Raw genomic sequence first — 20,027 nt, forward strand, 5'->3', positions numbered from 1 at the left:
AGTCACGCTGATTCGGTCGTGGAGAAAGCCCTATCTACACCTATTCCACGGCCTCGAACGTCCACTCTGCCCCGAATGGCGTCGTCCGGTAGTCCCACCGCCTGTCCGCGTCCGGTTCCGTCACCAGTTCGATGGTTCTGGTTTCCCCAGCGGGAATCCGCTGCGTGTAGGGGCCATCAGAGTCAATGTACCACGTATCTGCGGAATAGCCGGCAAGTATGCCTGGTTCCTCGGGCGTCTTGAACTCGAAGATGGACTTGAACATCCCTGCGCTGTCGCCCACGTTCTCGACCTCCATCTCGACTATCGCTTCATCGCCCGTGACGTCCTCCGGCGGAACGTCGATGTTCGCCAGTTCGAACTCGGGGAAGCCACCGGGTGACTGGAGCGGGATTTCGATATCAGCGACTGCACTCCCTTCTGCGAGATTTATGCCGAACGCGAGGTTGTCAATCTTGGCCTTCGGGACAGCGTAAATCAGATGGCCGCTGTAGGTCTGCCCTGGGTTGATGTTCTCCCCGGCTGCGTTCGTCCCGTCACGACCTGCGGCCGACTCGCTCACGAAGCTCGATTCGGGAACGACAAAGTCGTCTTTCGACACCGTCTTCGCCTCGCCAGTTCCGTTCTCGAACGTCACGCTCAGAATCAGGAGGATATTATCTGAGACCGTTTCGCGAATGGCATGGACAGTGTTATCGCCCAAAGCCCGTTCGCCAGAGGGGAGCTCGTAGGCGATCATCTGTTCGTAGGACATATCAGACACTGTGGCCTGAACGCCGCTCGCAAGCTCGATGGTTTCCCCAGTGCTCCCCCGCTTCGGGAGGACCGACACGGTTGACGTGACCGTATCGTCGACGGTGTAGAAGTCCGACGACGGTTCAAACGCCCACGCGCCGGCGTACTCGGCGTCGACACGATAGCTATGCGAGACTTCTTCGCCGGACGCCAGTCCGTCAGCGTTGACGGTGACTGTCTGTGGCTCAGTGTTAGCTGATTCCGAATGGACGAACTCTATGGTTGCGTTCCCGGATATCGGCTCACCACCGACATTGACGGCAGTCACGTCACCCTCGATGGTGTCACCGAACGCGACCTCCTTTGGCCCATTCACGGAGAGCAGTTTCAGCCGTGCCGGTGCCTCTTGATCTACTTCATACGTTGGTTCCGGCGTTGGTGTCGACTCACTGGTTCCGTCTCCGCCGTCTCCGTCTCCCCCGTCGCTCCCACTACATCCTGCAAGGCTGAGTGCAGCGATGCTGCTTCCGATCGTACTTACGTATGTTCGCCGTTTCATATACTACTGGCTTCATATACATATATAAATATGTTTTCTTTCACTTATGTAATTGTCAAATATCAACACAGAGAGTGGCTGAATTGCAAAGCCTGGAGGCTGAACTCACAGTTACGTGCGGACTGGGCAGAGTAGTAACGGATCGAACAGCGGGAACAGCAGTCGCTCACTATAGTAACAATTGAAACAGTTCACACACTGATCACACTGCTGTCGTGCGATCAGGCGTGGGTTGGTTTTCAATGGCTACTATAGTTTGGTTACGACAGTAATGTGCTCGGTCAGGGATTTGAACCCTGGTCCTCGGCTTGAAAGGCCTTCCGTAACCGCAGAGTGACCATTTGTTTCGAGCACACCCAAATCCACCCAATTGCGTTTTTTCGCCGCTACTAACAGCTAATGTACAGGGAGTACTTGAACCAACCTGCTGATTGTCCATCAGCCAAGTTCGATTGGGAGGTGTGTCTGGTTTTAATTCCCACACAAATGGCAGTCGGGACTGGTTCGAGAGCACCTTCTCAGAACCAGTCCGGCTATACTGACTTCAAAATAAAGAAACTACGATTTCTGAAACTACGACTTCCAAAATCGGGAGTTCTATTGTATTGGGTATGGTACTGCCTGTATGGCGCAATTCGTTGACCGGGATATCGAACTCGAGAAGCTAACAGACTGTTACGAGTCTGTGACGGCGGATTTCGTCGTAATCTACGGCCGTCGCCGCCTCGGTAAGAGCGAACTCGTTCGCCAGTCCATCGCTGATCGGGACGACGCCGTATACTACCAGGCAGTCGAGTCCACGGCACCGAACCAACTCGAACAGTTCGTCGACACTGCAACTGCGCAGTTCCCGTCACTGCGAAACGTCCGCCGTGATTGGGAAGCACTCCTAGAAACACTCGGCGAAGAGGACGCCATTATCGTCATCGACGAGTTCCCGTTCCTCATTGAGGAGGACGAATCGCTCCCGTCACGGATACAGCGAGTTTGGGACATGAAGCTACAGGAGACGGGGATGACACTCGTGCTCGTCGGCTCTTCGATCAGCGTTATGGAGGACAAGGTGCTTTCCGGGAGCGCGCCGCTGTATGGACGCCGGACAGCAACAATCGATCTCAAGCCCCTCGAAGTAGTCGATGCGCAGCAGTTCTTCCCGGAATACGATCCCGAAACCGCAATCACCGCGTGGTCGATCTACGGCGGGACTCCGTATTATCTCCAGACTATCGATCCCGACCAGCCGTTAGGAGCGAACGTCCAGCAGACAGTTCTGTCGGAGCGCGGGCTTCTGTACTCAGAACCGGAATTCCTTCTCCGCACCGAACTCCGGCAGCCGAACACGTACTTCAGTATCCTCCGCGCACTTGCTCATGGGCGTCGCACTCCGAACGAGATCGCGGGCATGGCCGGCGTGGATTCGGGGTCGCTCAGTACGTACTTACAGAAGCTTCGTCGACTCCGCCTCGTTGAACGCCACATCCCCGTCACTGAATCACCGAGGACCTCGAAACGCGGCCGGTACCGCATCGCTGCGCCGCTGTTCCGGTTCTGGTTTCGATTCGTCTACGGGAACCAGGATCAGCTTCGCATGCTCGGCGCCGATGCGTACGACAAACTCGTTGTGCCCGAGCTAGCGGATTACGTGAGCCCGTTGTTCGAACGCCTCTGCCAGCGAGCGATTCCAGACCTTATCGACCGGCAGTTCCGTGATGTCGGGCAGTGGTGGTTCAAAGAACACGAGTTGGACATCCTCGGTCTCTCAGATAGGGGATTCGTTGCTGGCGAGTGTAAGTTCACCTCTCAGCCGGTAAGCGAAGGCGTGCTCTCTGATCTTGAACGAACCACGGAAGAAGTCCGGTGGTCAGGAGAACCAGCCGAGGAAGAGACGCTGTACGTCTTGTTCAGCCGCTCCGGATACACTGACGATCTCGAACGCGTCGCTGACACCCGCGATGACGTGCTTCTTTTCGAACTTTCAGATCTGGTAACAACTAACAGCACCTCGTGAACGCGATCCACTCCCCACACAGTAGTGACTTACGAGTTTGTTCGCGACAGTAATGTGCTCGGTCAGGGATTTGAACCCTGGTCCTCGGCTCGAAAGGCCAAGATGATTGGCCGGACTACACCAACCGAGCGTACTCAATCGTTCCGGGTGGACCAATTTAACCCCATCGAAATCAACGCTACCTGAGGATGCGTACCACAGACGTACGACTGTTGTGAGTCGGCAGGCTCCAGTAGCGTGTGTCAAAAAGATACGACGTATTCAGCCGGTGGGCGACTGTCCGCTATTACTTGCCGTCGAAGTCCGGCTCACTTCCGTCAGAGCGAAGCTCTGACGACGGTCGCCTCACTTCCCATCGAAGTTCGGCTCCCCGTCGCCCATGAACGCGTTGATGCCCTCCATCACGTCGTCGGTCCCGATGAGATGACCGAAAGCCTGTGATTCGACTTCGAGGCCGGCATCGATGTCGTCGCGGCCGGCCAGCATCGCGCGCTTGGTGAGTTTCTGTGCGACCGGCGGGCCGGCGGCCATGTCTTTGGCCAGTTCGAGTGCGTGCTCGTGGAGGGCGTCGTTGTCGACGACCTCGTTAATGAAGCCGTATTCGGCCATCTCGTCGGCGTCGTAGCGGTCGCCGGTGAAGATAATCTCCTTGGCGCGGCCTTCGCCGACGATGCGGGCGAGGCGCTGTGTGCCGCCCCACCCCGGCAGGAGGCCGAGGTTGTGTTCGGGCTGGCCCAGTTCGGAGCGCTCCGAGGCCACGCGGAGGTCGGCACAGGTCGCCAGTTCCATCCCGCCGCCCAGCGCGTAGCCGTCGATGCCGGCGACGACCGGCATCGAGCACTCCTCGAGCTTCCCGAAGGTTTGCTGGCCCTTGCGGGAGAGTTCGATGGCGTCCAGCGGCGTCGCGTTCGAGGCCATCGCCTGCACGTCTGCCCCGGCGGAGAACGCTTTGTCGCCGGCCCCGGTCAGCAGGATGGCGCGCACCTCGTCGTCGTCTTCGAGCAGGTCGACGGCGTCGGCGAGGTCGTCCATCAGCTCAGGGCTGACGGTGTTCATCCGGTGTGGGCGGTCGAGTTCGATGTGACCGACCATGTCACCGGGGTACTCGACGGTGACATTATCGAACTCCGCTGGAGCCTCGTCCTCGGTACTGTAAAAGCCACCTTCCGCCGCGGCCTCTCGGAGGCCGTCAGAGACCGCGTAGCGCTCCGCGCCGGTCTCCTCGTGGGTTTCCTCAAGCGTGTCGACGAGCGTCTCGAGACCGGTCTTGTCGGCTATCTTCGCGGGACCGTCCGGGAAGCCGCCGCCGAGCTGGACGGCCTGGTCGATGTCTGCAACGGGGGCCACGTCGTTCTCGACGAGCTTCCCGACCTCGTTTGCCATCACGGCGACGAGGCGGTGCTCGACGTCTTCGCGGCCGGCGTCGGTCGGAATATCGACGCCGCCGTTCTCGTAGTCGTAGAAGCCCTTGCCGGTCTTCTTCCCGAGTTCCTCGTTCTCGACTTTCTCCTCGAGCAGGGGACACGGGGCGTAGGGCTCGCCCAGCACTTCGTGCATATATTCGAGGACGTGGAGGCCGACGTCGTTACCGACCTGATCGGAGAGTTCGAACGACCCCATCGGCAGGCCCATGTCGAACTTCGTTGTCGAGTCGACCTCGGCGATGGTCGCTTCCTCGCCGTGGACGAGCCAGGCGGCCTCGTTCATCAGCGGGACGAGGATGCGGTTGACGATGAACCCCGGCGAGTCCTTGCGGACGCGGACCGGCGTTTTGTCGAAGTCTTCGGCGAGCGCCTCGATGGCGTCCAGCGTCTCGTCGCTGGAGTGTGCACCGGAGATGACTTCGACCAGCTGCATCCGGACCGGCGGATTGAAGAAGTGCATCCCACAGAACTGCTCGGGTCGCTCGGTCACTTCCGACAGTTCCGTGATGGAGAGGCTGGACGTGTTCGTGGCGAAGATGGCGTCTTCGGGCGCGTGTTCTTCGACCTCCGTGTACACGTCCTTCTTGATCTCCATTTTCTCCGGCACGGCTTCGATGACCACGTCGACGTCGCTGACTGCTTCCTCGACATCGACCAGCGGCGTGACGCGGTCAAGCGCCGCATCGGCTTCCTCCTGGGTGAGCTGGTCTCGCTCGGCCAGCTTGTTCAGCGACCATTCGATGTTGTCGTAGCCGTCCTCGACGAACTCGTCTTTGATGTCACGCATCCGCACGTCGTAGCCTGCGATGGCGGCCACTTCGGTGATTCCATGGCCCATGTTCCCGGCACCGAGCACGGCGATAGTGTCAATATCCTCGAAATCCATGACATATCGTTCCACTGCCGGCCGAGGCTTCAACGTTTCTCTCATTAGAAAACCACTCCCCAGTTTATTTCGGATTACAAACCATTAATGCATTTCACGTCAACACACCACATATGGACTTCGAACTGACAGAAGAGCAGCGACAGATACAGGACGAGATCGCCCGGTTCGCCGAAAACGAAATCAAGCCCGTCGCGACCGAGTACGACACGGAAGAGAAGTTCCCTCGAGAGATCGTCGAGAAGGCCGCCGAGATGGGGCTGACAGGCGCGAACATCCCGATGGAGTACGGTGGCGCAGGCTACGACACGCTGACCAACGCTATCATCGCCGAGGAACTGTTCGCGGCCGACCCCGGAATCGGCCTGAGCATCCAGTCGGCCGCCTTCGGTGCTGACGCCCTCATCGGGTTCGGCTCAGAGGCCCAGAAAGAGGAGTACCTGGAGCCTGTGGCGACTGGGGACGCCATCATGGGCGCGGCCATCTCCGAACCAGACACCGGCTCGGACGTGTCGTCGGTGTCGACACAGGCGCGCAAGGAGGGCGACGAGTGGGTCATCAACGGCAACAAGATGTGGATCACCAACGGCTCGGTCGGCGACTACTTCGTCGTGCTCTGTGAGACCGACCCGGACGCGGAGGGGCGGTACAACGGCTTCTCACAGATTCTCGTCGAGTCCGACCGCGATGGGTTCGAGGCCGAGAAGATCACGGGGAAGCTCGGCATCCGTGCGTCGGACACGGCAGAACTCATCCTCAACGACGTGCGCGTCCCCGAGGACAACCTCGTCGGTACGCGCGGGGCCGGCTTCCTCCAGATAATGCAGTTCTTCGACGAGACCCGGACCGGCGTGGCCGCACAGGGCGTCGGTATCGCCCGCGGGGCCGCCGAGCGCGCTCTGGAGTACGCACAGGACCGCGAGCAGTTCGGCCAGTCCATCTCGGAGTTCCAGGCCATCCAGCACAAGCTCGCCGAGATGTTCACCGAAATCGAGGCGGCACGGCAGCTAACTCACAAGTCCGCCTGGAGCGTCGACAACGACGCCGACCGGCTCACCGAGTTGGCGTCGATGGCCAAAGAAAAGGCCTCTCGCGTCGCCGTCGAGACGGCCGACGAGGCCGTCCAGATCCACGGCGGCGCTGGTTACGTCAACGACTTCGACGTCGAGCGGTTCTACCGCGACGCAAAGATTACCCAGATCTACGAGGGAACGACCGAGATCCAGAAGAACATCATCGCCCGGGAACTGCTCGGGAAGGGCATGACGTAAACTACCCCACCCTACTTCGCTCGGTCTGACGACCTCGCTTCGTTGAGGGTGGGGCTTTCGCGTGGACTCCCGCTCTGGCCGGAATCTCCGGCAGGAGTCTCATACTCTCCGTTCGCGTTCAATGTCCCGCGATTCAAGCGCACGCCTACGGGTGCGCCTCCACCGTCCCCAGTTTGGTTACGACGGAGATACCGCAAACCGACGTTTTTTGCCGCATTGTAGTCGGCGTGGTTCTCGTAGCCGCATTTCAGGCACACGAACGCCTCGCTGTCGCGGTTGTCCGGGTGGGTGAACCCGCAGTGTGAGCAACGACGTGACGTGTTTTCCGGGTCTACCACTGCCACATCAATGCCGTGCAACTCGGATTTGTATTTGACGTACTCGTACAACCGCTCGAACGCCCACTTGTGGCCCCACGACGCTTCGGGGAGTCGGTCACAGATTCCGCTCAACTCCTCGAAGGCGATGATCGTACACCCGTTCTCGGCGGCTTCTTCGATGATACCGTTGGCAATCCGGTGGAGCATCAGTTTGAACCGGCCCGTTTCCTTCCCTCCGACCGACTGGATATTCTCGTGAGCGGCCCGCATGCCACACTGCTGGAGCGAGCCACGCCGCTCCTCGTACTCGCGCCTCCAGTGGTCGAACTCGTGGCCGCTCCAGAACGTCCCTGTCGAAGTAACAGCGAGTTGGTTCACGCCGAGGTCAACGCCGAGGACTGTCCTGTGCCCGGTCGTCGCCTGTTTCGGCGTGTCAGACTCCACCTCCGCGTTTGTACGGAGATGAAGGAACCACTGGCCGTCTCTGTGGTGCAGTTCTGCGCCCGTCACTTGGTAGTCGTCGCTGTCGAGATACCGACTGTGTGGTGTGTCGCGGTCGGCGGCGGGAAGGAGGTACTCGACTTCGATACGGCCCTCAACGGTCGCCAGCGACACGTACTCGTCGTGGAATGTCGCGCACCGTTTGTCGTACACCACGGTCGGACTCGTGAAGTGCGGTTTTCCCGCGTACTCGCCCTGCTTCCAGCGGGCGACGGCGCTCTGTACGGCGTCGGCGGCCTTGTTGCGAGCGTTCTGGACGAGATTCGCGTGCAATCGTGTTTGCTCACGCACGTCGTCGTAGGTTTCTGCATGCAACTGGGCCTTGCTCGTCGTTTTGTATTCGCCCTGCCATGCGTGGTCTACGACGTAGTTGGCGGCCAACAGAAATTCATCGACGGTTTCGCGGAGAAGTGCGGCGTCGTTGCTGTCTACGTCGAGTTTGACTGAAACAGTGCGCCGCACTTCCATGGCTCAGACGTGTGCTCGGTGTTTTATCAGCGTTGGGGAGAACAGACGGCAACAGTCCGTGGTCTGTGTCCGGGTTGTCGGCTTCCTCTCCGGCCTACTCGTTCGCTTCGCTCACTCCTTGAGGCCGGAGGCTCCGCCTCGAACCTGCATGATTTTTGCCTCGGTCACCGCTTAGTGGCCTGTGGACCGCCCGCTGCTTTCTTTAATTGCTGGTCGAACCACTGCTTTTTAAGCTATCGAGCGTCGTAGTTGTGGTAATCATCGGCGACCGAACTTCACGCCACGTTGCTCGCCCGCTTCGAACCACAGGCAGTCACCGCTTCTCCCGTCGCTGTTGTCGATTCTAATGTCCAGTGCTTCGGCCCGGCCAGCCGTCCCGTCTACAGACGACACCACCCACACTACACACCATGTTTGACCGACTGAAAGCGGATATCCGTACAGCACTCGCAAAGGACCCGGCGGCGACGAGCGCCGTGGAGGTCGCACTCACGTACCCCGGCCTGCACGCGATCTGGGCCTACCGCGTCGCTCACTGGCTCTGGACGAACGACCGGACGCTGGTCGCCAGGCTTATTTCCCACGTCACGCGGTTCCTGACCGGCGTCGAGATACACCCCGCCGCGGAGATCGGCGACCGCGTGTTCATCGACCACGGGATGGGCATCGTCGTCGGCGAGACGGCCGAAATAGGCGACGACGTGCTCCTGTACCACGGTGTGACCCTCGGCGGGACGTCAATGCGCCGTGAGAAGCGCCACCCGACGGTCGAGGACGGCGCGACCGTCGGTGCCGACGCCTCGATAATGGGACCGATCACCGTCGGCAAGAACGCGTCCGTCGGCGCTGGTGCTGTCGTCGTTGACGACGTGGCCCCGGACACGACAGTCGTCGGCAACCCGGCGGAGCCAGTCGGTGCAGCTGGTGTCGCCTCACCACCGCCCGACCCGATCATCGCCGACGGCTGACGGCGACAGACACGTTCTTTTCGGTCGAGCCAGTATCACAGAACGATGAGTGACTCGCCACACGAGGCGTTGCGCGCGGACCCCGATATCGGGCCGCTGGTCGAGACACACGGCGAACTCACGCTCGACCCCGCGTCGGACCTCTTTGAGCGGCTCGTCGTCTCGATTCTCCGCCAGCAGGTGTCGATGGCCTCGGCCGCCGCGACACGGGAGCGGCTGTTCGACGCCATCACCGTGACGCCGGCAGGAATCAGGGATGCTGACGACGAGGTGCTGCGGGACGCCGGCCTCTCCAGACAGAAGACCCGCTACGTCAACGAGGTCGCCGACGCGTTTCTGGAACACGGCTACTCGCTGGAAACGTTCGAGGACGCCACTGACGAAGAAATCCACGAGGAACTGACCGCCATCACGGGCGTCGGCGACTGGACCGCGAACATGCAACTCCTGTTCGCCTTCGGCCGCGAAGACGTGTTCCCGGTCGGCGACCTCGGCATCCGCAAGGGATTCGAAGCCGTTGTCGGCAGCGGGTACAGCCGCGCGGAGATGCGGGAGTACGCCGAGCGCTGGTCGCCGTATCGTAGTTACGCGAGCCTGTATCTGTGGCGGGCCAGCGAGGACATCACCGAGAGCGTCGCGGAAGTGCGCGAGGACTGAGCCGGCTCGGAAGCTGGTACTGGCTCGTCGTTACTCCTCGCTCTGTTCCTCTTCCTCGGTGTCTACTTCTGACTCGTCGTCCGCGCGCCGGTTCACGTCGACCTGATAGTGCTTGAGGATGTCCCGACCCAGCAACAGCGGGTAGTCCATGTGCCCGCGGTCCTCGACGCTGGCCGTGACGGTGTGCTGGGTCCCGCCGACGCCAACGACGAGGTCGACGACCGGGCGCGACCGACCGGACTTGAGACTCCCGGATTTGATCTTCACGATGTCAAGAATCGGTCCCGTCCCGATTTCCGCGGCGAGCTTGGCGTCGATACTGGTCCGGGTTGCACCCGTGTCGGACTTCGCGAGGACGGACTTGGTCCCCTGCGTTCCGGTGACGACAACCTCCTCGATGTACCCGACGACGACGTTCTCCTGTGCTTTCGGCTGTGGCTTCTTCGGCGTACACGCGGGCTTGGAGTCGTCAAGCCGGTCGGAGAGTCGCTCGACGGTTTCCTCGTCGACGCTTCCGCCAGCCCGCTCGATAGCGAGCTGAGCGATGTAGGGGGCGGGGCTGACGCCGCTGGCCTTGAACAGGCCGCGGAACCCGGCGGTGGGGTTCACTTCGAGCACGTAGTAGCCGTCGTCGCTCTGGACGATGTCGACGCCGGCGTAGTCCAGCCCGATGGCCTCGACCGAGTCGAGCGCGATTTCCCTGACCCGCTCGGGGAGTTCGCCCGTCATATCCTCGACCTCGCCGCCGAGCGCGACGTTTGTCCGCCACTCTCCTTCGGGCGCATAGCGGTTCATCGCGCCGACGATCCGGTCGCCGACGACGTAGACGCGGAGGTCGTGATGGCGCTGCTCGTCGTGTTCCATGTACTCCTGTAAGAACGCGTAGCGGCCGCCGACCTGGGCGTTGACCTGGTTTTCCAGATCGACCATCCACGTCCCGCCGCCGTGGGTGCCGATAGCCGTCTTGTACACCGCGCGGTCACCGAAGCGGTCCCGTTCCTCGTTCAGCAGGTCGCTCGACAGCGCGAGCAGCGCGTCCGGGACCGGGACGCCGGCGTCGGCCAGCGCGGCAGCGCTGGCGAACTTGTGCAAGGCCGTCGTCGCCGCCATCGGTTCGTTCAACGTCGGTGCGAGCCGGCTGATAGTCATCCCGAGCCCGATCCCTTCCGCGGGATGTTCGTCGCTGGAAAGTAGCAGACGGTTCGCGACCACGTCGACACTCGGTTCGAGTGTCATTTCGCCGTCAGCAACGCTGATCGCGGTGTTTTCGGTGCGAAGCCACTCCGTGTCGTAGCCCATCTCGTCGACCGCGTTCAGGATGGCCTTCGACTCCTTGCTGGAGTGGAGGCTGAGAACGCCGACTGTAATATCCTGGTCGCTCATGCTGTCGACTTCTGTCGGCCACAGTATAGATGTACGGATACTCGCTTGTCCCGGAGGGGTTTTAGCCGCCGACTCTCGTTGTGATGGCATGGAAGAGGCCAAGCCGTTCACCTTCGACGGCGGCCGCGTCAAACCGGGGGAAACCCGCAACGTTCGCTACACGGTCAGCGAGACGTATCTGGGGGACGCCGTCCGGATGCCGGTTACCATCGTCAACGGCGAGCGGCCCGGTCCGACAGTGTTTCTCACCGCAGCGGCACACGGCGACGAACTCAACGGTATCGAGGTCGTTCGAGAGGTCGCCCACGAATGGAACCACGACGGGCTGGCGGGGACGCTGATCTGTCTGCCGGTGCTGAACGTCCCGGCGTTTCTGGCACAGGAGCGGTACCTGCCGATCTACGACCGGGACCTGAACCGCTCGTTCCCCGGCGACCCCGAATCGACGAGCGCGAAACGGATGGCCCACGAGATTTTCCGGAACTTCCTGGCCCCGTGTGACGTGGGCCTCGATTTCCACACGTCCACGCGCGGGCGGACGAACATGCTCCACGTCCGGGCGAACATGGACGACCCCGAGGTCGCGCGGGTCGCGAACGCCTTCGCCTCGAACGTCATCATCTCTTCGGAAGGTCCGTCGGGGTCGCTCCGGCGGGAGTTGAGCGATTCGGGCGTCCCGACGATCACGATAGAGATGGGCGAAGCCCACCGGTTCCAGCGGCCGCTCATCGACTCGGCGCTTGATAGTGTTCGGTCGGTGCTGGCGGAGTTCGGCCTGCGGGACTCCGACACCGTCCGGTGGCCGGGCTGGCGGACGGTCATCGACGACAACGGCGAGAAAACCTGGATCCGCGCGGACTCGGGCGGCCTGGTAGACATGCACTACGACCGCGGCGACCTGGTGTACGAAGACGACGTGATATGTACGATCACGAACCCGTTCAAGACGGAGAACACGCTGATGCGTGCGCCGTTTACCGGCCTGCTGGTCGGCGTCCTCGAGAACCCACTGGTGTATCCTGGCAATCCCCTCTGCCATCTGGTCCGACTTGACGACCGGATACAGCGGGCGATCGAGTGGAATCGGCGGACGAACGACGACGATTGGTAACTGCGGAGTAGTCAATTGACGAACGTCTTCGGGCGGGATTCCGGTGATACGCGTCCGTTGTAGAAACTACTATCTGTCCCCGGACTAACCCCCCAGTGTATGAGTCAGTCTTACAATCGCGGCACCGTCGAGGACTTCGGACGGTGGCGGGAGTTCACGGCCGGGATGTGGGCCTGGATCTTCCACAAGTTCACCGGCTGGGTTCTCGTGGGCTACCTGTTCACCCACATCGCGGTGCTGAGCACTGCGGTCGGCGTCGATCCGGCGAGCGCGCAGGCAGGCAGCGACCTCTACACCAGCACGATCAGCGGCCTCGAATCGCTGCTTATCGTCCGGTTCCTCGAAGTCGGTCTGCTAGCCGTCGCCGTCTTCCACATCCTCAACGGCATCCGATTGCTGATGGTTGACCTGGGTGTGGGGCTGGAATCGCAAGACAAGAGCTTCTACGCGTCGCTCCTGCTGACGGGCGCTATCGTCGTCGCCAGCGTGCCGACGTTCCTCGGGGGGAAGCTAGCCTGATGGCTGAACACTACTCCTCCTTCGACCGTGGCGGGCGTCGCTGGCTGTTCCAGCGGCTGACGGCAGTGTTCCTCGTCGGCGTGCTCGCGTTCCACTTCATGCTGTTGCACTTCGTGAACCACGCCGCCGACCTCACCTTCCTGGGTACGCAGGCCCGAATGAACCGACCCTGGTATCTCATCACGATGTGGCTGTTCCTCGTCACCGCCACGTTCCACGGCGTCAACGGCGTGTACAACGCGCTGGTCAACCAGGGACTCACCGGCTCCCGGAAGAACGCAGTCAAGTACCTGCTCGGCATCGCCGGCATCCTGCTCATCGTGCAGGGGACCCGCGTGTCGCTGGCCATGACAACCCTCGTCTGAACTATGAGTACGCAAATCGAACAACAGGAAACCGAGACGGAGGCCGACGAAGAGACAGAGCCCGAGGTCCAGTCCCCGGGCGACCGTCGGCGCGCACAGCGAGACGAACGACAGGCACAGGAGCAGGCCCAGCGGGAAGTCGAAGAGGAGACGCTCGACGACGAAGACACGATCACGCTGAAAGTGTTCCGCTACGACCCCGAAGTCGAGGGGAAGCAGGAACCACGCTTCGACGACTTCCGCGTTCCGTTCCACAAGGGCATGACCATCCTCGATGCCCTCATCTACGCACGGGACCACTACGACTCCTCGCTGACCTTCCGACACTCCTGCCGACAGGCCGTCTGTGGCTCGGACGCGCTGTTCGTCAACGGGCGACAGCGCCTCGGCTGTAAGACGCAGATATCGGAGCTTGACGACCCCATCCGCATCGAGCCGCTGCCCCACCAGGAAGTGGTGAAGGACCTCGTCGTCGACATGGAGCACTTCTACGACCAGATGGAGGCCGTCGAACCGTACTTCGACGCCGACGAGACGCCGGACGACAAGCTCGAAGAGCAGCGCCAGACCCGGGAGAACCGCGAGAAGGTCAAGATGTCCACGCGGTGTATCTGGTGTGGTGCGTGCATGTCCTCGTGTAACATCGCCGCCGGCGACAACGAGTACCTCGGCCCCGCCGCCATCAACAAGGCCTACCGCTTCGCGATGGACGAGCGCGAGGGCGAGAACCGCAAGCAGGAGCGCCTGCGCATCATCGAACAAGAACACGGCGTCTGGCGCTGCCAGACCCAGTTCTCCTGTACCGAAGTGTGTCCGAAGGACATCCCGCTAACCGAGCATATCCAGGAGCTCAAGCGGGAAGCGGTCAAGAACAACCTGAAGTTCTGGTAACGCGGTTCGACTGGCTCGTTTTCCGGTTCGCATTCGGAGTCCGACAGCGGCAGCGAATGTGGTTCGAGCCGAATCGCCACAGGTCTCATATAGATTTGCGCGCTGAACTGGGTGAGCTAGGTTTCGGAAGGGACAGACACGAGCGCAGAACTCAGTTCAGCTACCGCAACAGATGAACTCGAAGCGCGCACCGCCGCTTTCGCTGTCGGTCGCGATGACTTCCCAGTTGTGTGCATCGACGATCTGTTCGACGATGCAGAGGCCGAATCCGGTCCCCTCATCGGCCGTCGAGTAGCCGGGTTCGAACAGGTCCGCGGTGCCGTCGGAAAAGCCCGTTCCGTCGTCCGTAACGTAGAATCCCCACGATTCCGTCCCGACAGTGACAGTCACGTCGTCGCCACCGTGTTCGATAGCGTTCCGAAAGAGGTTCTCGAGTAGTTCCAGCATCGCCCCCTCGTCGGCTTTGATGCTGTCGGCGGTCTCAGTTTCCAGCGTCGCGTCCTGTGTGTCGACCATCGACCAGGCCCGTTGCGAGAGGGTGCTGAGGTCGACTGTCTCGATCTCCTCCGGGTCGACGCCCTGTTTGGCGAGCACGAGCAAGTCGTCGATGAGCGTGTACATCCGGTCGATGCTCCGTTCGGCGCGCTCGAAGTGCGCGTCTTCCCCTGTCTCACGCGCGAGTTCGAGCGAGCCATCGAGGACGTCCAGCGGGTTCCGTAGGTCGTGACTAATCGCGTCCGAGAACCGCTCGAGGCGCTGGTTCTGTCGCTCGAGTTCCTGTTCGCGCTGTTTCCGCTCGGAGATGTCGCGAGTCGTCACGACGACGTGGTCTTCCAGCGGGCCGCTCTCGACCTGCTGGCCGCGGGACTCCGCCCAGATCCAGTCGCCGTCTGCGTGGCGATAGCGGTGCTCGATGACGGCGATATACCCCGGGTCGTCTATCATCCGGCCGAACTCGGTGAGGGCGTTCGAGAGGTCGTCCGGATGCACGTACTCAAAGAGGTCTGAGTCCTGCATCTCGTCTTGCTCGTAGCCGAGGACGCGTTCCACGGACGGACTGATGTACTCGACATTGCCTTGCTCGTCGAACACAGTGAGCACGTCAGAGGTGTGGGTAACGAACTGGTGAAACCGGGCCTCGAAGCGCGGTCGGTCGCTGACGTCGCGGGAGGTGAACACCCGGCAATCGCGGTCTGTCTCGGTGTCTGATGAGACGATGGTTTCGAGCCAGACCCAGTCGCCATCGGCGTTCCGGAACCGGTACTCGGCCCCGTCGTCCTCCCGTTCGCCCGTAAGCGTGGCGAGGACGCGATCCGTATCCTCCGGGTGGACGAGATCCAGCCAGTTCGTGCCGACGAGCGACTCCATATCGTACCCTAACACGCGTTCGATCGCTGGGCTCACAAACCGTATTATCAGTTCTCCATCAGTAACTGTCAGTACTGAGGGTGCCTCGGCTAACACCGCTTCGAAGTCATCAGTTGACGTGAGATACTGGTCTGGCATCAGGTTTGAGACGGGTCAGCGCCCGTAGTGGGACTATCCGTCGGGTCTAGTATCAGTAGTTGGTTCCTAAGTATTCACAGCGCGTGATATAATTCCATCGGATAGGTCAAGAATTCAGTCTCCCTGACAAGACATCCCGATATCAGGAGCGGGATGCAACCCACTAGTGGAGCCATACTCGGTAACGCAACAGGGAGGCTTAAGTTTGGCTAATCCTAAGCCGGAACCACGCCAAGAGACACTCTCACAATGTACGAACACGATGTCATCGTGGTCGGCGCGGGTGGCGCTGGCCTCAGGGCGGCTATTGCAGCGGACGAAGAGGGTGCAGATGTGGCCCTCGTGACCAAGCTCCATCCAGTTCGGAGCCACACAGGTGCCGCGGAGGGTGGAATCAACGCCGCCCTTCAGGAAGGGGACTCCTGGGACCTCCACGCGTACGACACGATGAAGGGGTCGGACTACCTCGGCGACGCTCCTGCCATCGACACCTTCGCCAAGGACGCTCCGGAAGAGGTCATCCAGCTCGAACACTGGGGGATGCCCTTCTCCCGCGAGGACGACGGCCGCGTCTCGCAGCGTCCCTTCGGCGGTCTCTCCTATCCGCGGACGACGTACGCCGGTGCCGAGACCGGTCACCACCTGCTGCACACGATGTACGAGCAGGCGGTCAAGCGCGGCATCGAGGTGTACGACGAGTGGTACGTGACCCAGCTCGCGGTCACCGACCACGACGACCCCGAGGACCGCGTCTGTCACGGCTGTGTCGCCTACGATATCAAGTCCGGCGAGATTCAGGGCTTCCGCGCGAACAACGGCGTGATTCTCGCAACCGGGGGCCTGGGCCAGGCCTTCGACCACACCACGAACGCCGTCGCCAACACCGGCGACGGCTGTGCGATGGCCTACCGCGCCGGCGTCCCGATGGAGGACATGGAGATGATCCAGTTCCACCCGACCACGCTGCCGTCCACGGGCGTCCTCATTTCTGAGGGGGTTCGCGGTGAGGGTGGTATCCTCTACAACGACAACGAGGAGCGGTTCATGTTCGAGCACGGCTACGCCAACAACGAGGGGGAACTGGCCTCCCGCGACGTGGTCGCTCGTGCCGAACTGACCGAGGTCAACGAGGGCCGCGGGGTCGAAGACGAGTACGTCGACCTCGACATGCGCCACCTCGGGGAGGAACGCATCCTCGACCGTCTTGAGAACATCCTCCACCTCGCGGAGGACTTCGAGGGCGTCGACGGCCTCGACGAGCCGATGCCGGTCAAGCCCGGCCAGCACTACGCCATGGGCGGCATCGAGTGCGACGAGAACGGCGAGACGTGCATCGACGGCCTCTACGCGGCCGGCGAGACCGCGTGTGTCTCGCTGCACGGTGCGAACCGGCTCGGGGGCAACGCCCTGCCGGAACTACTCGTGTTCGGTGCCCGCGCCGGCCATCACGCCGCCGGCAAGGACATGAAGACCGCCGAAATCCAGACCGGCCCCTCCGCCAAGAGCGAGCCCGGCGACGTGGAGCCGCCGGTCGAACCCGGTGCCATCGACGCCGGCAGCGACGACGTCGCCGCCGACGGAGCGGCTGTCGAGCCAAAGGCGGTCCTCGAAAGCACCGTCGAGCAGGAGCGCCAGCGCGTCGAGGACCTCATCGAATCCGACGGCATCAACCACGCCGAGGTCCGCGCGGACGTGCAGGAGACGATGACCGAGAACGTCAACGTGTTCCGGACCGAAGCGGGTCTGGAGAAGGCCCTTCAGGACCTCCGGACGGCGCGCAAGGAGTACGAGAACGTCGCCGTCGAAGACCCGTCCCGGACCTACAACACGGACCTCATCCACACCATCGAGACCCGCAACATCCTCGACGTGGCCGAGGCCATCACGCTCGGCGCGCTCGCACGCGAGGAGTTTCGTGGCGCACACTGGCGTGCGGAGCACCAGGAACGCAAGGACGACGAGTGGATCAAGCACACGATGCTTGCCTGGAACGAGGGTACCCCCGAACTCTACTACAAGCCCGTCATCCTCGAAGGCGACGAGGAGACCTACGAGCCGAAAGTCCGGTCGTACTGACGACCTGACCACCGGCGACGATATCTGTTTCTGCGAGTTTCAGGGTGCGCCGACGAGGACGAACGTGCTCTCGGTATCGCCGTTGTGAATCGTTCGCTCCGCCTCCGGCGGGAGTCTGATTGCGTCGCCCGCAGTGAGAGCCACGTCGTCGCCGTCAACCTCGACAGTCGCTTCTCCCTCGATAAGGACGTACACCTCCTCGTGGCCCTCGTCGGCGTGGTCGTGCGGTTTGCCGGTCCAGCCGGCCTCGCAATCCAGCACAGTGACGCCGACCTGCTCACAGTCCAGCGGGTCCCGGAGGAAGTGCATCGCATCGGCGACCGGTTCCACGTCGGTGTAGTTGACTTTCGTGTAGCTCACAGACACGGGTGTCGCCGGCCAACGCAAAATAAGTTGTTGTTACCCCAACAGGACACAGTGACGTACGCGAAACCCGATCCGTCCGGAAGCCGCTGCTGGGGACATGGAGACCGGCGCAAGCGCAGCCAGCGGGAGGCGTCGGCTCGCGGAAACACCCGGAATCATCACTTACTTGGTTGTCAGGAACGTATTACTGATAGCTTGGAAGGGTGGCTCAGTGGTAGAGCGCTACCGACCAACATGCCAGAATCGGTTGGTAGTTACCCCGCAAAGGGCTCCGCGTGGTTCGACTCCCGCCCCTTCCATTTTCCGTCGGTTCGTCGTGAGCGGAGTAGCCGGCTCCGGGTGTGCCACACTGGCAAGTCGGATCTGACAGTTGAGCCGCCTGGAACTACCCCAGTAGGGTTGACTATAGCTATCGGGTACGAAAACCGTCGATGTGGAAGCCGACGCCTCACCGGAAGTGGAAAGGTAAGGAATGTGGGGGTGGGGGGTGGGGTGGTGCGGCACCAGTGTGGTGCCTATTGCGAAAAACGGGAGGAGATGTATAAAAACCCATTGCTGTGATTATCACAGTTGATATTGGGGTGAGATGCTGTTGCCGGATTCTACACTACTGGCGTAGAGAATTGGCGGAGGACCAACGAGATGACACCTGTCCCGGCAGTTACTTGTGGGTAAACAACACGACGTTCCCATCGTTGATAGTCGTACAGAGGTCCATCTCGAAATCGAGATTGAGGGAGGTGAACTCCTGCTTACAGACGACCATATCGTCGAACGGTTCTTCACAGGATGGACAGGCCACAGCCGTCGTGTTCTGGTAGGAAGCGATCGCCTCGTTGTCCTCGCGCGGCGTCAACGACGAGAGGAGTTCGTCAAAATCGTCCATGTTCGGGGAACCGCGGGCGTACGGTATAAATCATGCGCCGCCCCAGCACCAAGGTATTAAAGTTCACTTGTGGTAATACAATCACAATGACTTCAGCCGGTGGCGGAACACGCTTTGCGCTCGTCGCAGGAACGACCGAAACCGCGGGTCGGGCGGGGATTAGCGCCGCCGGAGCCGATCCCGAACTAATGTCGGTAACGCCCGCGGCAGACGCCGAACTGGTGACTTACGGTAGTCCGGTTCGTACGGGTGTGACACCGGTCAGTCCCAGCGGCTGTCCGACGCCAGCGCTGGTGACACGAGCCGTCCGGGACGTCCTGGGATTTGACGTCACTGTGGTCGACGGCGGACTGGCCGAGAAAACGGGCGCGCCGACAGTCTCCGTCGGCGCACGCCCGGGAAAGGACATCGCGGAGCAGGACCCGGTGTCGACGGCCCACGGGGCGTTCGCGGCCGCCCGACAGCTCGGGCAGGCACTCCCGGCCGACGAACTGTATCTGGGCGAAACAATTCCCGGCGGGACGACGACAGCCCTCGGGGTCTTTCGAGCGCTGGGCGAACCGGGAATGGTCTCCTCGTCGCTGCCGGAGAACCCGACCGAACAGAAGGAGAAACTGGTCGCCGAGGGCCTCCAGGCCAGTTCGCTGGAACCGGGCGACGCCGCGAACGAACCGAAACGGGCCGTCCGCCGGATGGGTGACCCCGTCCTGGCAACGCTCGCTGGGCTGACCGCAGGGGCCGTCGAGAGCGATACCGCAGTGACGCTGGCCGGCGGCAGCCAGTGCGTCGCCGTCGCTGCGCTGGTCCGCCACGGCGGCTACGAGGGACCGCTCGGACTGGCGACGACGAGCTACGTGGCCGACGACGGGAGCGCCGACGTGCGGGCGTCGGCTGACCGACTCGACCTCGACCTGACGGTGACAGACCCCGGCTTCGACCGGAGCGATCACGTCGCGATGGAGCGGTTTGTCGCCGGCGAGGCGAAGGAGGGGGTCGGCATGGGCGGCGCGCTGGCGCTCGCCGACCGCGCCGGCATCCCGATGGCGGAGGTCCGTGACCGCTTCGCGGCCATCTACGACGACCTGATCGGCGACGCGCCCACAGCAACGGCCGAGGAGAGGACGTGA

At 61.9% G+C, this 20,027-nt stretch carries 17 protein-coding genes and 3 tRNA genes; 11 read left to right on the forward strand and 9 right to left on the reverse strand.

The window, feature by feature from the left end; translation table 11 throughout:
- Window positions 1-40 precede the first annotated feature (40 nt).
- On the reverse strand, window positions 41-1,294 hold the full coding sequence (locus AV929_RS09950) for a DUF4352 domain-containing protein (protein WP_064288165.1): 1,254 nt from the start codon (window positions 1,292-1,294) through the stop codon (window positions 41-43).
- A gap of 274 nt (window positions 1,295-1,568) precedes the next feature.
- Window positions 1,569-1,624 (reverse strand) — tRNA-OTHER (locus tag AV929_RS21865).
- A 295-nt stretch (window positions 1,625-1,919) separates the two neighbouring features.
- Between AV929_RS21865 and AV929_RS09955 the strand changes: the two genes are divergently transcribed.
- Window positions 1,920-3,302, forward strand: coding sequence for an ATP-binding protein (locus tag AV929_RS09955; RefSeq protein WP_050007725.1), 1,383 nt, complete (start codon window positions 1,920-1,922; stop codon window positions 3,300-3,302).
- Window positions 3,303-3,357: 55 nt separating this feature from the next.
- On the opposite strand, the gene AV929_RS09960 is transcribed toward AV929_RS09955, so the two are convergent.
- Both AV929_RS09960 and AV929_RS09965 read right to left on the reverse strand, forming a co-directional pair.
- A tRNA-Glu gene (locus tag AV929_RS09960) sits at window positions 3,358-3,432 on the reverse strand.
- Between the two features lie 215 nt (window positions 3,433-3,647).
- The gene (locus tag AV929_RS09965; protein WP_064288208.1) at window positions 3,648-5,612 is read right to left on the reverse strand and encodes a 3-hydroxyacyl-CoA dehydrogenase/enoyl-CoA hydratase family protein; all 1,965 of its coding nucleotides are present in this window, start codon (window positions 5,610-5,612) and stop codon (window positions 3,648-3,650) included.
- Window positions 5,613-5,725: 113 nt separating this feature from the next.
- On the opposite strand from AV929_RS09965, the gene AV929_RS09970 reads away from it, so the two are divergent.
- Window positions 5,726-6,883, forward strand: a complete 1,158-nt coding sequence (locus tag AV929_RS09970) for an acyl-CoA dehydrogenase family protein (protein WP_064288166.1) — start codon at window positions 5,726-5,728, stop codon at window positions 6,881-6,883.
- An 11-nt stretch (window positions 6,884-6,894) separates the two neighbouring features.
- On the opposite strand, the gene AV929_RS09975 is transcribed toward AV929_RS09970, so the two are convergent.
- Window positions 6,895-8,172: an RNA-guided endonuclease TnpB family protein gene (locus tag AV929_RS09975; RefSeq protein ID WP_064288167.1), complete on the reverse strand. Its 1,278-nt coding sequence runs from the start codon at window positions 8,170-8,172 to the stop codon at window positions 6,895-6,897.
- A gap of 410 nt (window positions 8,173-8,582) precedes the next feature.
- On the opposite strand from AV929_RS09975, the gene cysE reads away from it, so the two are divergent.
- Both cysE and AV929_RS09985 read left to right on the forward strand, forming a co-directional pair.
- Entirely contained in the window at window positions 8,583-9,140 is a 558-nt protein-coding gene (gene cysE, locus AV929_RS09980; protein ID WP_064288168.1) for a serine O-acetyltransferase, read from the forward strand.
- Window positions 9,141-9,185: 45 nt separating this feature from the next.
- Complete coding sequence (locus AV929_RS09985) at window positions 9,186-9,797, forward strand: DNA-3-methyladenine glycosylase (protein WP_064288169.1); 612 nt, start codon at window positions 9,186-9,188, stop codon at window positions 9,795-9,797.
- Window positions 9,798-9,827: 30 nt separating this feature from the next.
- On the opposite strand, the gene AV929_RS09990 is transcribed toward AV929_RS09985, so the two are convergent.
- A complete protein-coding gene (locus AV929_RS09990) occupies window positions 9,828-11,180 on the reverse strand; it encodes a RimK family alpha-L-glutamate ligase (RefSeq protein WP_064288170.1) in 1,353 nt (450 codons plus the stop codon).
- Between the two features lie 88 nt (window positions 11,181-11,268).
- On the opposite strand from AV929_RS09990, the gene AV929_RS09995 reads away from it, so the two are divergent.
- The 4 genes from AV929_RS09995 (at window position 11,269) to AV929_RS10010 (ending at window position 14,066) form a co-directional block, all read left to right on the forward strand.
- Window positions 11,269-12,291 carry a succinylglutamate desuccinylase/aspartoacylase family protein gene (locus AV929_RS09995; protein ID WP_064288171.1) on the forward strand — a complete coding sequence of 341 codons (1,023 nt, stop codon included), beginning with the start codon at window positions 11,269-11,271 and terminating at the stop codon, window positions 12,289-12,291.
- Window positions 12,292-12,390: 99 nt separating this feature from the next.
- Complete coding sequence (sdhC, locus tag AV929_RS10000) at window positions 12,391-12,810, forward strand: succinate dehydrogenase, cytochrome b556 subunit (RefSeq protein WP_008308928.1); 420 nt, start codon at window positions 12,391-12,393, stop codon at window positions 12,808-12,810.
- Window positions 12,810-13,175, forward strand: coding sequence for a succinate dehydrogenase hydrophobic membrane anchor subunit (locus tag AV929_RS10005; RefSeq protein WP_008308927.1), 366 nt, complete (start codon window positions 12,810-12,812; stop codon window positions 13,173-13,175). The genes sdhC and AV929_RS10005 overlap by 1 nt, the downstream gene beginning before the upstream one ends.
- A gap of 3 nt (window positions 13,176-13,178) precedes the next feature.
- Window positions 13,179-14,066, forward strand: coding sequence for a succinate dehydrogenase/fumarate reductase iron-sulfur subunit (locus tag AV929_RS10010; protein WP_050038154.1), 888 nt, complete (start codon window positions 13,179-13,181; stop codon window positions 14,064-14,066).
- Between the two features lie 156 nt (window positions 14,067-14,222).
- Here the strand turns inward: AV929_RS10010 and AV929_RS10015 are convergent, their stop codons facing one another.
- Entirely contained in the window at window positions 14,223-15,572 is a 1,350-nt protein-coding gene (locus AV929_RS10015; RefSeq protein WP_064288172.1) for a PAS domain-containing sensor histidine kinase, read from the reverse strand.
- Between the two features lie 249 nt (window positions 15,573-15,821).
- Here AV929_RS10015 and AV929_RS10020 point away from each other — a divergent pair, with 249 nt between their 5' ends.
- A complete protein-coding gene (locus tag AV929_RS10020) occupies window positions 15,822-17,648 on the forward strand; it encodes an FAD-binding protein (RefSeq protein ID WP_014040516.1) in 1,827 nt (608 codons plus the stop codon).
- Window positions 17,649-17,687: 39 nt separating this feature from the next.
- Here AV929_RS10020 and AV929_RS10025 read toward each other — a convergent pair whose 3' ends face one another.
- Window positions 17,688-18,008, reverse strand: a complete 321-nt coding sequence (locus tag AV929_RS10025) for a cupin domain-containing protein (RefSeq protein ID WP_014040517.1) — start codon at window positions 18,006-18,008, stop codon at window positions 17,688-17,690.
- A 203-nt stretch (window positions 18,009-18,211) separates the two neighbouring features.
- Between AV929_RS10025 and AV929_RS10030 the strand changes: the two genes are divergently transcribed.
- Window positions 18,212-18,313, forward strand: a tRNA-OTHER gene (locus tag AV929_RS10030).
- A gap of 362 nt (window positions 18,314-18,675) precedes the next feature.
- On the opposite strand, the gene AV929_RS10035 is transcribed toward AV929_RS10030, so the two are convergent.
- Window positions 18,676-18,900 (reverse strand): hypothetical protein, encoded by a 225-nt coding sequence (locus AV929_RS10035; RefSeq protein ID WP_004592515.1) that lies wholly within the window; start codon window positions 18,898-18,900, stop codon window positions 18,676-18,678.
- A gap of 86 nt (window positions 18,901-18,986) precedes the next feature.
- On the opposite strand from AV929_RS10035, the gene AV929_RS10040 reads away from it, so the two are divergent.
- A complete protein-coding gene (locus AV929_RS10040; RefSeq protein WP_064288173.1) occupies window positions 18,987-20,027 on the forward strand; it encodes a nicotinate-nucleotide--dimethylbenzimidazole phosphoribosyltransferase in 1,041 nt (346 codons plus the stop codon).

This window comes from Haloarcula sp. K1 (assembly GCF_001647155.1).
Lineage (GTDB): Archaea > Halobacteriota > Halobacteria > Halobacteriales > Haloarculaceae > Haloarcula > Haloarcula hispanica.